Annotated in this window: 9 protein-coding genes; 4 read left to right on the top strand and 5 right to left on the bottom strand. The window is 55.0% G+C overall.

The window, feature by feature from the left end; translation table 11 throughout:
• Positions 1–212: 212 nt before the first annotated feature.
• Complete coding sequence (locus M2403_RS13520; protein ID WP_259229515.1) at positions 213–374, top strand: type II toxin-antitoxin system CcdA family antitoxin; 162 nt, start codon at positions 213–215, stop codon at positions 372–374.
• Positions 374–688: a CcdB family protein gene (locus tag M2403_RS13515; protein ID WP_104923467.1), complete on the top strand. Its 315-nt coding sequence runs from the start codon at positions 374–376 to the stop codon at positions 686–688. Before M2403_RS13520 ends, M2403_RS13515 begins: the two co-directional genes overlap by 1 nt.
• A gap of 36 nt (positions 689–724) precedes the next feature.
• Here M2403_RS13515 and nrdG read toward each other — a convergent pair whose 3' ends face one another.
• From nrdG to treR, 5 genes are all read right to left on the bottom strand, one after another.
• A complete protein-coding gene (gene nrdG / locus M2403_RS13510; protein WP_259229513.1) occupies positions 725–1,189 on the bottom strand; it encodes an anaerobic ribonucleoside-triphosphate reductase-activating protein in 465 nt (154 codons plus the stop codon).
• A gap of 4 nt (positions 1,190–1,193) precedes the next feature.
• A complete protein-coding gene (nrdD, locus tag M2403_RS13505) occupies positions 1,194–3,332 on the bottom strand; it encodes an anaerobic ribonucleoside-triphosphate reductase (RefSeq protein WP_152325367.1) in 2,139 nt (712 codons plus the stop codon).
• Positions 3,333–3,679: 347 nt separating this feature from the next.
• Positions 3,680–5,323 (bottom strand): alpha,alpha-phosphotrehalase, encoded by a 1,644-nt coding sequence (gene treC, locus M2403_RS13500; RefSeq protein WP_259229512.1) that lies wholly within the window; start codon positions 5,321–5,323, stop codon positions 3,680–3,682.
• A gap of 22 nt (positions 5,324–5,345) precedes the next feature.
• The gene (gene treB, locus M2403_RS13495; protein ID WP_165058885.1) at positions 5,346–6,764 is read right to left on the bottom strand and encodes a PTS trehalose transporter subunit IIBC; all 1,419 of its coding nucleotides are present in this window, start codon (positions 6,762–6,764) and stop codon (positions 5,346–5,348) included.
• Between the two features lie 155 nt (positions 6,765–6,919).
• A complete protein-coding gene (gene treR, locus M2403_RS13490; protein WP_259229510.1) occupies positions 6,920–7,870 on the bottom strand; it encodes a trehalose operon repressor TreR in 951 nt (316 codons plus the stop codon).
• A gap of 365 nt (positions 7,871–8,235) precedes the next feature.
• Between treR and mgtA the strand changes: the two genes are divergently transcribed.
• Both mgtA and M2403_RS13480 read left to right on the top strand, forming a co-directional pair.
• Complete coding sequence (gene mgtA, locus M2403_RS13485; protein ID WP_259229509.1) at positions 8,236–10,938, top strand: magnesium-translocating P-type ATPase; 2,703 nt, start codon at positions 8,236–8,238, stop codon at positions 10,936–10,938.
• A 131-nt stretch (positions 10,939–11,069) separates the two neighbouring features.
• A complete protein-coding gene (locus tag M2403_RS13480) occupies positions 11,070–13,472 on the top strand; it encodes a beta-N-acetylhexosaminidase (protein ID WP_259229508.1) in 2,403 nt (800 codons plus the stop codon).
• Positions 13,473–13,532 lie beyond the last annotated feature (60 nt).

The raw sequence follows: 13,532 nt of genomic DNA, 5'->3' as shown, positions 1-13,532 counted from the left end.
CGGTCAGAAAGGGTCATGATGCAAACCTCGGTGTGGCGTTGGCATCATCTTGGGCGTGCTAAGTGACAATTGGGTGAAGGTCTGGTTGCAGGAAAGTGAAGAGTTGGAAGATGTCTCGCAGGAATACATATCGGCGGTTTACGGCGTGAAAGCGAAGGAATACACTTTTTAAGTCGTGCAAGTTTTAACCGTTAATCACATAAGGATTATGTATGTCAGAAGCAAGAATAATGGAATTCAATGAGTTACCCGTTCAGGTAATGCCTGAAACACCGACTGAAATATGGGCGCGGGAGAACAGGAAAGGGATTGAGGCCATAAAGAAATATGCAGAGGAATATGGGGCTTTTTCTGACTATCAGCGCGCATTTTGATGGATCAGTACGCCATCTATACCAACAAGGGGGGAGGAAAAGCAGCCTATCCCTTTCTGCTGAATATTCATCATCCGTCAGCCGTGGGCTATCACCATACTGTCATGGTACCGCTGATTCCGTTGACACGGCTTATCGATTTTCCGCCTAAAAAGCTTTGTCCGTTGCTCAAAATCCAACATCAGCATTATGTTGCCATGACGCACATGTTGGGAGGTGTTTCCCCGAAAGAAATCGGTGAGTGGATAAAACAGCTCGACGGTGAAATCTATGAAGTGAAAAACGCGTTTGATTTTTTGCTGAATGGAATTTAGAGAAAAGAGGGGGATGATTTCCCCTCTTAAAAGCGTCTATCGTAAATAATGAATCACCTGATTGCCGCTGCCGCGCCAGATGAGAGACGGGTCTTTCAGTTCCTGCACGAATTTCCCGTCGACCAGCACGTTGATCAATGCCGTCATTTCCTGCTGTTCAGCACTCAGTTCGCCGAGCGTATAACCGGTCCACATCCACACGTCTTTACCCGGACATTCCGCCTGTACGCGTAACAAAAGCTGACGCACCGCAGACAGATTCTGCGGATGCAGCGGGTCGCCGCCGGAAAGCGTCAAACCCTGACGCGGGATCACCGTGTTTTGCAGATCGGCGATGATGCGGTCTTCGTCTTCCTGCGTAAAAGGCTTGCCGGAATCCAGCCGCCAGGTGCTTTTGTTATAGCACCCGCGGCATTCATGGACGCAGCCGGAAACGAACAGCACGCAGCGTGTTCCCGGCCCGTTGACCACATCTATCGGGTAATACTGATGAAAATTCACTGCATTATCCCAGCTGTCCGTTACCCAGATGTTTAATCCGGCGCTTCACTTCTTCCTGCTTGCCAGCGTTAAACGGACGCGCATCCGGGCTGCCGAGATAGCCACAGACGCGGCGGGTGACTGACACGCGTGAAGGTTCGTGATTGCCGCATTTCGGGCAGGTGAAACCTTTGCTGGTGCACTCGAATTCGCCGGTATAGCCGCAATCGTAGCACTCATCAATCGGCGTATTGGTGCCGTAATACGGCACGCGGGTGTAACTGTAATCCCACACATCTTCCAGCGCTTTCAGGTTGTGTTGCAGGTTCGGATACTCGCCGTAGCAAATAAAACCGCCGTTGCTCAGTGGCGGATACGGTGCTTCGAAGTCGAGTTTTTCATAAGGATTCACCTTCTTCTCGACGTCCAGATGGAAGCTGTTGGTGTAATAACCTTTATCGGTCACACCTGCCACCAGCCCGAATTCGGCTTTATCCAGACGGCAGAAACGGTCGCACAGGTTTTCGCTTGGCGTACTGTACAGGCTGAAGCCGTAGCCGGTTTCGTCTTTCCAGCTTTCTGTGGCGGCTTTCAGACGGGCAACAATCGCCTCGGCTTTTTCGCGTAACTGGCTGGCATCGAACACGTGCGTCTCGTCGCCGAACAGCGCGTTAATGGTTTCATGCACGCCAATGTAGCCGAGCGAAATCGAGGCGCGGCCATTCCTGAAGATGCCGGAAATATCATCGTCGGCTTTCAGGCGCACACCGCACGCGCCTTCCATATACAGGATGGGTGCGACGCGGGCTTTGATGCCTTCGAGACGCGCAATACGGGTCATCAGCGCTTTCTTGGCCAGCAGCAGACGTTCGTCGAGCAGCGTCCAGAATGCGGCTTCATCGCGGTTCGCTTCCAGCGCAATACGTGGCAGGTTCAGGCTGATCACGCCGATGTTATTGCGGCCTTCGTGGATCATTTCCCCGTTTTCTTCATACACGCCCAGGAAGCTGCGGCAGCCCATCGGCGTTTTGAACGAACCCGTGACTTTCACCACCTGATCATAATTGAGGATGTCCGGGTACATACGCTTGCTGGCGCATTCCAGAGCCAGTTGCTTGATGTCGTAGTTGGCATCACCGGCTTTATGATTCAGGCCGTCGCGGATGGCAAACACCAGTTTTGGAAACACCGCCGTTTTGCGGTTTTTACCCAAACCGGCAATGCGGTTGCGCAAAATGGATTGCTGGATCAGGCGCGATTCCCACGACGTGCCGAGACCAAAACCGAAAGTAACAAACGGGGTCTGACCGTTGGCGGTGTGCAGCGTGTTGACTTCATATTCCAGCGACTGAAAAGCGTCATAACATTCTTTTTCTGTGCGGTTACGGGCAAAAGCATCCGCATCGGCAATTTGCCATTCTCCGGCAGTCTGGCGATGTTTGTTAAAACTGGCGGTGACGAACGGAGCCAGCACTTCATCGATACGGTTAATGGTGGTGCCGCCGTAAATATGGCTGGCGACCTGCGCGATAATCTGCGCGGTAACGGCGGTTGCGGTCGAAATTGACTTCGGGGTGTCAATCTCCGCATTCCCCATTTTGAAACCGTGATTCAGCATGCCTTTGAGGTCGATCAGCATACAGTTGAACATCGGGAAGAACGGCGAGTAATCCAGATCGTGGTAATGGATTTCACCGCGCTCATGCGCCAGCACCACGTCACGTGGCAAAATATGTTGTTTGGCATAATGCTTGGCGACAATCCCCGCCAGCAGATCACGCTGGGTCGGGATCACCTTACTGTCTTTGTTGGCATTCTCGTTGAGCAGCGCCATGTTGCTTTGTTCAACCAGGCCGCGGATTTCCTGATTCAGGCGTCCCCGCATTTCGCGTTTCACATCACGGTCGTGGCGGTACTCGATATAGGCGCGTGCCAGTTTTTTATGCGGGCCCGCCATCAGCTGATTTTCGACCGCATCCTGTATGTCATGAATATCGACGCGCGTCTGATCTTGCAGACTTTCAGCCACGACGCGGGCGACCTGCGCACAATAATCCTCGCTGTCGATACCGGCGGCAGCGGCTGCGCGTTGCACGGCTTGTTTAATCAGAACTTCATCGAAAGGGACCTGACAACCATCCCGCTTGATCACGATGGGTTGCATTTTGTTATTGGATTTTGCGGGTACGGATTCCAGTCTGTCTGCCTTCACAATGACACTCCTTTTACGCTCATTCCCGCGCCCCGCAAGGCTTACAGGCCGGTTGTGGGTGATAGGCGAGAAATCGCTACATATTGGGTTGGGTGTGTACTATACACACTAGATGTAGGATCTGCGCGAGCGTTAATTGTCATTTTATTGACCTGAAACAAAGAATTTTTTCGTCGGAAGAATAGGTGAACAAATGTTAATTCTGGCCTGTTTTTTGCGTGTTGTTTTTAAAGGAGATGCATAAAAAACAAACGGGTCAGCCACTGATGTGACTGACCCGACAAAGATGAAAATTCAGATTATTCGAGGAGTTGCCAGCGGCATTCATAAGGACGAAGGCTGCCGGAAACCGGTTCATCACCATAGTTGCTCAGCAGCGTTTTGCCCCCGAAATCGGGCAGACCGGCGGCCTGATTTTCACCGCTCAGATTCGCCATCACCTGCAACGTTTGGCCGTCAGCCTCACGCTTATAGCACCACAACTGCGGATGCTCAGGCAGCAAATCCTGATAATCGCCCTCCGTCAGCACCGGCACGGTTTTGCGCAGCGCGATCAGTTGCTGATAGAGATAGAACACCGAATCTTTATCCGCCAGCGCCTGTTCGGTATTAATATCCTGCGCATTATGGCTGACAGAAATCCACGGCGTGCCGGTGGTAAATCCGGCTTGTTCCCCGGCGTTCCACTGCATCGGTGTGCGGCTGTTATCGCGAGATTTCTTTGCCAGAATTCGCAGCAGCTCTTCGTTGCTGCGCCCGTCGGATTTCAGTTCGGCAAACATATTCAGGCTTTCCACATCGCGGTATTGCTCGAGGTGTTTAAAGCCCGGATTGGTCATGCCGATTTCTTCACCCTGATAGATGTACGGCGTGCCCTGCAAACCGTGCAGCACCATCGCCAGCATTTTTGCGGACGTCGTGCGCAGTGCGCCTTCATCGCCAAAGCGCGAGACAATGCGTGGCTGATCGTGATTACACCAGAACAACGCGTTCCAGGCGTGGCCGTGCATTCCCTGCTGCCACTCGCGGAAAATCTGCTTGAGCTGCACGAAATCCGGCGGCGCGTCGGTCCATTTTTGCCCGTCAGGGTAATCAACTTTCAGGTGATGGAAGTTAAACGTCATCGACAGTTCGCTGCCGTCATTGGCGGCGTACTGGCGGCAATGTTCCAGTTTTGTCGATGACATTTCACCGACTGTCATCAGCCCGAGGGGTGTAAACACATCGCGGCTGAATTCCTGCAAAAACTCATGAATGCGCGGGCCGTCGGTGTAAAAACGGCGGCCATCGCCGGTGTCGTCAGCCGGAAAATCCTGCTGTTTGGAAACCAGATTGATCACATCCAGACGCAAACCGTCGACGCCTTTATCTGCCCAGAACTGGCAGACTTTTTTCAGCGCCTCGCGTACCGGCGGGTATTCCCAGTTAAGATCGGCCTGTTCGGTGGCGAAAAGGTGCAGATAATATTGTCCGCTGGTTTCATGCCACTGCCAGGCGCCGCCACCAAATTTAGAACGCCAGTTATTTGGCGGGCCGCCTTCGGCTGCGCTGTCGCGCCAGATATAAAACGGGCGGAATGCGCTGCCCGGATCCTGTGACTGGCGGAACCACTCGTGGTGAGTCGACGTATGGTTAAACACCATATCCATCACGATGCGGATCCCGCGCTGATGCGCCCCGGCGGTCAGCCGCTCGAAATCGTCCAGCGTGCCGTAAGCCGGGTCAATCGCGCAATAATCTGCTACGTCGTAACCGTTATCAATCTGCGGTGAAAGGTACATCGGCGTCAGCCAAATCGCATCGACGCCCAGCGTTTTCAGGTAATCCAGACGCTGCGTGATGCCGTTAATATCACCAGTGCCGCTGCCCGTGGTGTCCTGAAAACTCTTTGGATAAATCTGGTAAATCACGCCGTTTTTCCACCACGGCAATTCGCTGTTCATTCCATTTTCCTTCTTAAATGTCTTACACCACTGCCAGTTCGCCACGGCGGGCTTTACGCTGATAAACCAGCACAGTCAGGATAATCGGCACCACAATCGCCACCAGCATCGCCAGCGCGTAGATACTCCAGAACTGCGGCTTGATGGACAAAATGCCCGGCAATCCGCCGACACCAATGCCATTAGCGGTCACGTGGAACAGGCCGCAAATCAGACCGGCAAACGCCGAGCCAATCATCGCGCACAGCATCGGGAAGCGGTATTTCAGGTTGATCCCGTACATCGCCGGTTCAGTCACGCCCAGGAACGCGGAGATGGCGGCAGGCACGGAAATCTCACGCTCGTTGTGTTTACGGCTGACAATAATCACGCCGACAACGGCCGCGGCCTGCGCAATGTTGGACAGCGCGATCAGCGGCCAGACCGGGGTTCCGCCCGTGCTTTGTACCATCTGCATGTCGATGGCGAGCGTGGTCTGATGTACACCGGTGATCACCAGCGGCGCATACAGGAAACCAAACAGCGCGGCACCGACTGGCGCGAGGCTGCCGGTCATCACGAATTTCACCGCAAAGGCCACGCCGTCGCCGATCATACGGCCAAACGGTCCGATCAGCGTGTGCGCCAGGAAGACGGCAATAATCAGCGATGTAACAGGCACAATCACCAGATACAGGTAATTTGGCACGATGCGTTTCAGGCCATTTTCAATCATCGCCAGCGCCATACCGGCGAGAACGGAAGGAATAACCTGCGCCTGATAACCGACTTTTTCGATGGTGAACCAGCCGAAATTCCACACTTCAGGAATTTGCTGACCGAGGTTGTAGGAGTTCATCAGCTGCGGCGAAACCAGCGTGATCCCCAGTACGATGCCGAGAATTTCCGTTCCGCCCATTTTCTTCACGGTTGACCAGCATACGGCCACCGGCAGGAACATAAACACCGCCTCGCCCAGCAACCACAGGAAGTCGTAAATGGATTGCCAGAGCGGGTGCATCTGCGCCAGCGTCTGCCCGCCGCTCATCGGAATATCGCCGATAACGTTACGGAAACCGAGGATCAGACCGCCGCTGATCAGCGCCGGTAACAGCGGGAAGAAGATTTCTGCGAAATGCGAAATGCTGCGTTCGAACCAGCTCATATTCTGGCGTGCGGCCACTTTCGCCTGTTCTTTGCCGGCTTCGCTTTTGCCGGTGCTGGCGATCAGCACTTTGTAGTAATCGTCCACTTCCGGGCCGATGACGACCTGAAACTGACCGGCGTTGGTGAAGCAACCTTTCACCATCGGCAGGGTTTCTAGGCCCTTCGGATCAGCTTTGGACGGATCATTGAGGACAAAGCGAAGACGCGTGATGCAGTGAGTCACCATGGCGATATTGTCACTGCCGCCCACGAGGGCGATCAGCTGATCAACATCCTGTTGTTTTACCTTACTCATAGGAGGTGGCCTTTTATCGATATGCGTAAATTTGTTGTTGAGGTAGGGAACGGTTCAAGCATAGCGAAGCCGGTGGGAACTTGTCCGGGAACGTTCCCGGTTTTGCCGGGACGATCACAAAGTTTCTGTTATTCAGAAAATCAAAGAGGGGAAAATCAGACGGCGAGCTGGCAGGGAATAATCAGCTGTTGCAGCGTCGCGGAACCGTCGAGCTGCGCCAGAAGCTGCTTCGCGGCGGCTTCTCCACCCGCGCCATAGCCGAGTTCAACCGACAGGGATTGCGGAAATAGAAAATGCAGCAACGGGTTATTCCCGATACCGCAAACCTGTACGTCGCGGATTTGCTGTTGTTGCAGGTATTTCTGCGCACCAATTGCAATGGTGTCGGAGGCGCAAATTACCGCCTGAATATTGCGGCCGAGCAGTTGCGAGATCAGCTCAAAACCGCTCTGATAGGTGAGTTCACCCAGCGCAATGTGCGGCGTGAGATGATGTTCCTGACAAAAAGCCCGGTACGCCTCGCTGCGCCGTTGCCCGGTGGTGGTGTCGTGCGGCGAAACGCCGATAAAGCCAACCGACCGGATATCCTGCGCCAGCAATTTTTGCATCAGCAGCTGAACCGCGCCCGCATCGTCGTAGCAGACCGAAGACAACCCCGGCATATCGCGCGCCAGCATCACCAGCTTATCTTTCCACGGCGACAGCATTTGCGCGGACAATCCGGTAAAACCAAACAACACCACGCCGTCGATATTACGCTGCTTCAGCACCTGCAAATGCTCTTTCACGCGTTCGGCGCTGAACTGGCTTTCCAGCACAATTGGGTCGTAGCCCTGCTGATAAAACAACGGCAGCATGGCGCGCACCGCCTGATTCTCGGAAGGGGAATCCAGACGCGAAACGATAATTGCCACAATTTTGTCGCTGAAACCGCGCATAGCGCGTGCCGATTTTGACGGGCTGAAATGCTCCTGCTCAATCACCTGCAAAACGCGCTCACGGGTTTGCGGGCTGACATTGCCTTCATTATTCAGCACGCGCGATACCGTGGATTTTCCGACGCCGCTCAGGCGGGCAATGTCATTGATGGTCAGGCGATTTTGCATAGTTATTTAGTATGGTTGTTTGATGAATGATTAATAACTTGATCAGGTTTAATTTTGGTTGCAGTTCACCAGCGTATACTGCGCGAATTATCGAAGGTATATCCACTTATTCCTGATTACCCTAACGGATTTTCCTGCCCAACGGCTATGAATTTCCAAATTGTTCCTTACCGGAGGTGAAAACCTGATGGAACCCGACCCCAACTCAGTAAGTCCGTTGTGATCCGGTAAGCACCCGCCTTTTGCTGCTGCTTGCCGTGACGTTATCTGGTGAGCAGTGGTGCACGTTTTTTCGTTCGCCCTGTTTTTAGAAATCCTTTTGCCATGCTTATGGCGGCTTAGCCGTGGGCGCAACAAAGGTGCGAATGATGTTCAAAAATATAACTTCCCGGTTGCTCGATGCGCTCAGCCGCAACCTTCCGCGTCGTTTAGTTCGTCGCGACCCGATGCTTGAAACCGTTCCAGGCCGCGCCGCACAGGCGGTACCTGCGGCGATGGCCGCGCATTGTCAGGCCTGTGCCCGTGCGACAGAAGACCAGCTTTACCTGCAGTTTGACAGCCATCCTGAAGGGCTGACCGAGCAGGAAGCTGAGGCGATCCGCGAAGTCTCCGGCCTGAATCAGACCGGCGATCAGCAACCTGCGCCGTGGTGGCTGCACCTGTGGCACTGCTACCGCAACCCTTTCAATTTGCTGCTGACCGTCCTCGGCATGGTGTCTTACGCCACCGACGATCTGACCGCCGCGCTGGTCATCGGCGCGATGGTGTTTATCTCGACGTTCATGCACTTCATCCAGGAAGCGCGTTCCAATAAAGCGGCCGATGCGCTGAAAGCGATGGTCAGCAACACCGCGACCGTGCTGCGCAGTGATGCGCAAACCGGCCGCAGTGAAACGGTCGAAATTGCCATCAGCCACCTGGTGCCGGGCGATCTGATTAAGCTGTCGGCGGGCGATATGATCCCGGCGGATTTGCGTATTCTCTCCGCCAAAGATTTGTTTATCAGCCAGGCCGCGCTGACCGGTGAATCCCTGCCGGTGGAAAAACACGCCTGCGAAAAGAAACCCATTGCTAACGATCCGCTTGAACTGAATACCCTGTGCTTCATGGGCACCAACGTGGTGAGCGGCACGGCAATCGCGATGGTGATTGCGACCGGCAACAAAACCTGGTTCGGCCAGCTTGCCGAACGCGTTGTGCAGGAAGATACCCAGCCGAACGCTTTTCAGGCGGGTATCAGCAAAGTCAGCTGGCTGCTGATCCGCTTTATGATGGTGATGACGCCCGTCGTTCTGGTGATCAACGGCTACACCAAAGGCGACTGGTGGGAAGCGGCGCTGTTTGCGCTGTCCGTCGCGGTCGGGCTGACGCCTGAAATGCTGCCGATGATTGTGACGTCCACGCTGGCGAAAGGGGCGGTGAAACTGTCGCGCCAGAAAGTCATCGTCAAACGTCTGGACGCGATCCAGAACTTCGGCGCGATGGACATTCTCTGCACCGACAAAACCGGCACGCTGACACAGGATAAAATCGTCCTCGAACGCCACACCGACGTGCTTGGCGTGACCAGCGATGACGTGCTGCACCTGGCGTGGCTGAACAGCCATTACCAGACCGGCCTGAAAAATCTGCTCGACGTGGCAGTGCTGGAAGCCGGTGATGCCAGCCAGGCACACAATTCCCTGAAAGTTGATGAAATTCCGTTTGATTTTGACCGCCGCCGTATGTCCGTGGTGGTGGCAGAAAACGACCAGAATCACCGTCTGATTTGTAAAGGCGCGCTGGAAGAAATGCTGTCGATTTGTACCCTGGTGCAGCTCAATGGTGAGATTGTGCCATTGACCGACGTGCTGCTCGCGCGCATCCGCCGTATTACTGACGACCTCAATCAGCAGGGGCTGCGTGTGGTCGCGGTTGCTCATAAAGTCATGCCTTCCCGCACGCAGGGTTACGGCGTGACGGACGAATCCAGCCTGATTCTGGCCGGATATATCGCGTTCCTCGATCCGCCAAAAGAGAGCACTGCACCGGCGCTGGAAGCCCTGCAACGCAAAGGCGTGACCGTCAAAATTCTTACCGGCGACAATCCGCTGGTGGCACGTAAAGTCTGTAAAGATGTCGGCTTAAAGGCGGATAACGTACTGACGGGCAGCGATATCGACGAACTCGACGACGTACAGCTGCTGCACGTGGCACGTCAGACCACGGTGTTTGCCAAACTGACACCAATGCACAAAGAGCGCATTGTGCGCGTGCTGCGCGGTGAAGGGCATGTGGTCGGATTTATGGGCGATGGCATTAATGATGCACCGGCGCTGCGTGCGGCGGATATCGGTATTTCTGTGGATTCCGCGGTGGATATCGCCAAAGAGGCCGCCGACATTATCCTGCTGGAAAAAAGCCTGATGGTGCTGGAACAGGGCGTGACGGAAGGGCGCAGAACGTTCGCCAACATGCTGAAATACATAAAAATGACCGCCAGTTCTAACTTCGGTAACGTCTTCAGCGTGCTGGTTGCCAGCGCCTTCCTGCCGTTCCTGCCGATGTTGCCGCTGCACCTGTTAATTCAGAACCTGATTTACGATGTGTCTCAGGTCGCGATCCCGTTTGATAACGTCGATGAAGAACAGCTGGCGAAACCGCAGCGCTGGAACGCCGGGGATATCGGCCGCTTTATGGTGTTCTTCGGGCCGATCAGCTCCGTGTTCGACATTCTGACCTTCAGCCTGATGTGGTGGGTGTTTAAAGCCAATACCGTTGAAGCGCAGACGCTGTTCCAGTCCGGCTGGTTCATTGAAGGGCTGCTTTCACAGACGCTGATTGTGCATATGATCCGCACGCGCAAAGTGCCGTTTATTCAGAGCCGCGCATCCTGGCCGCTGTGCATCATGACGCTGATGGTGGTGATTACCGGTATCGCGCTGATCTACTCGCCGGTCGCCGGATTCCTGCAATTGCAGGCTCTGCCGCTGAGCTACTTCCCGTGGCTTATCGCGATTCTGGCGGGTTACATGGTGCTGACACAGTGCGTGAAAGGCTGGTTTGTGCGCCGCTACGGCTGGCAGTAAAACCTGAGCGGTAACCGGAAGACGGTGATTGTTAACACAGTCACCGTCTTTTTTTATCCGTCGTCTATAGTTATTCCTTTACGTTTCAGCGGGCTATGAAGGCCAGCTTTTATCTTTGAGGAATTTCACCGATGTTATTGCCTTTTCGCCGTACCCTTCTCGTGACTTCATTATTTCTGACCGCCTCCGCTTTCGCTGCTCCGGCAGGGGATCTGCCGCTGATGCCGTGGCCGCAGCAGGTAGAAATAACCTCGCCTGCGGGCAAATTTGTGCTTAACGATGCGCTGCAAATTCAGGTTAAAGGCGACGCACTGATGCCGGAAGTGAACCACTGGCGCGAGCGTCTGGCGCAGCAAACCGGCTGGTATCTGTTGCCGCAAAATACCGGCAGCGCGGGCGAACATCCCGCAATCAGCATTGAGATCAAACAGAAAGTTGTCGCGCAGCCTATGCCGGACAGCGACGAAAGTTACCAGTTAACCGTGACGCCGCAGGGCGCTACGCTCACCGCCAATACCCGTTTCGGTGCGATGCGTGGCATGGAAACGCTGCTACAGCTGGTGCAGAACGACGGTGAAAATACCTTTATTCCGCTGGTTACCGTTCACGATCAGCCGCGCTTTGCCTGGCGTGGCGTTCTGCTCGATTCCGCCCGTCATTTCCTGCCGGTCGCGGATATCAAACGCCAGCTCGACGGCATGGCGGCGGCAAAATTTAACGTCCTGCACTGGCATCTGAGTGACGATCAGGGCTGGCGCTTCGAATCGCAGAAGTATCCAAAATTGCAGGAACTGGCCAGTGACGGGCAGTTTTATACCGTCGCGCAGATGAAAGACGTGGTGGCTTACGCCACGCAGCTTGGGATCCGCGTGGTGCCGGAAATCGACATGCCGGGTCACGCGTCGGCAATTGCGGTGGCGTATCCGGAACTGCTCAGCGCGCCGGGGCCGTACAAAATGGAACGATCCTGGGGCGTGCATGAACCGACACTCGATCCGTCCAATGAAAAAGTCTATGCCTTTGCGGATGCCATCGTCGGCGAACTGACGCAGATCTTCCCCGATCCGTATCTGCACATCGGCGGTGATGAAGTGGACGCCACGCAGTGGAAAACGTCCAAACCGATCCAGGCATTTATGAAAGAAAAAGGCATCGCTGATACGCACGCGTTGCAGGCGTATTTCAACACCCGGCTCCAGACGATCCTGCACCAGCATCAGCGCAAAATGGTCGGCTGGGACGAAATCTTCCACCCTGATCTGCCGCACGACATTGTGATCCAGTCATGGCAGGGCCCGGATTCCCTCGGAGCCAGCGCGCAGAAAGGTTATCAGGGCATTCTGTCGACCGGCTTCTATCTTGATCAGCCGCACAGCGCCGCGTATCACTATCGCAATGAAATTCTGCCGCAGCCGCTTGGCGTTGATCAGAACGTTGCTGACGGTGAAAAAGCGCAAAGCTGGAAATTCAACATGCCGCGCCTGAAAGGCAAACCGGTGGACGGCAGCTTTACGCTGATTGAAGGCAAAAACAGCTGGCGCGGATTCATCGATTTCACCGGAAAAACCCGCCGTGCGGTGCGCGATATTGTCTGGCAGGACGACGGCAAAGTCAGTTTCGCCGTCGATACCTGGATGGGCGACACGCGCCCGGTGCTGACCCTGAAAGACGGTAAATTCAGCGGCTATTTAATTATTGGTAACGCGCGTTATCCGGTGACCGGTGGCCCGCTCAGCACGGTGCCGGACGGCCAGCCGCCGGTGGTGCCAGACGCTGAAAATATGAAAAATATTCTCGGTGGCGAAGCGGCGCTGTGGCAGGAAAACATTACGTCGCAAATTCTCGATCTGAAACTCTGGCCGCGCGGATTTGTGGTCGCAGAGCGCCTGTGGTCGGCGCAGGACGTCAAAGATACCCGCAACATGTATCAGCGTCTGGCGAAAATCGACGCCTGGTCGGTGGTGTCGGTCGGGCTGCAACAGCACGCCGAGGCGGCGCGGCTGATGACGCGGCTTTCCAACAGCACGGACATTGCACCGTTGCTGAGTTTCTCGACCGCGCTCGAACCGGCGCAGTATTACACCCGCCAGCACATCAAATTCCAGGCCGGACATTATACGCAGGCCGAACCGCTGAACCGTCTGGCGGATGCATTACCGGCGGAAAGCAATGCGGTACGCGAGTTCGCCGCGCAGATCGAAACGCTGGTGGCGGATCCGAAAAATCCGCAGGCAGCTCACGCGGCACGCGGGCAGTTAGAGAACTGGCAACGCAGCGCGGAACAGGTAAAACCGGTGCTGGTGCAAAACTCTGTGCTCAGACCATTGCAGCCGGTGGCGGAACAGCTGGGTGCGCTGTCTTCGCAAGGGCTGGTCTGGCTGGAGAAACTGCAAAAAGGGGAAACGCTGAGTGTGCAGGAACGCCAGCAGGCGCAGGCCGCGCTGGACGATGCCGCCAAAGTGCAGGATGAACTGGTGCTGGCGGTAGTCTATCCGCTGGAGAAATTACTGGGCGCGGTACCGGTTCAGAAGTAATCCCATAAAAAATGCGCGACCGGTGAAGCGGCCGCGCTTTTGTTTTATTCCGCCTGAATC

The organism is Rahnella sp. BIGb0603 (genome assembly GCF_024808755.1).
GTDB lineage: Bacteria > Pseudomonadota > Gammaproteobacteria > Enterobacterales > Enterobacteriaceae > Rahnella > Rahnella contaminans.
Note: the sequence above shows the minus strand (reverse complement) of the source record. Positions and strands in the feature narration are given on the sequence as shown.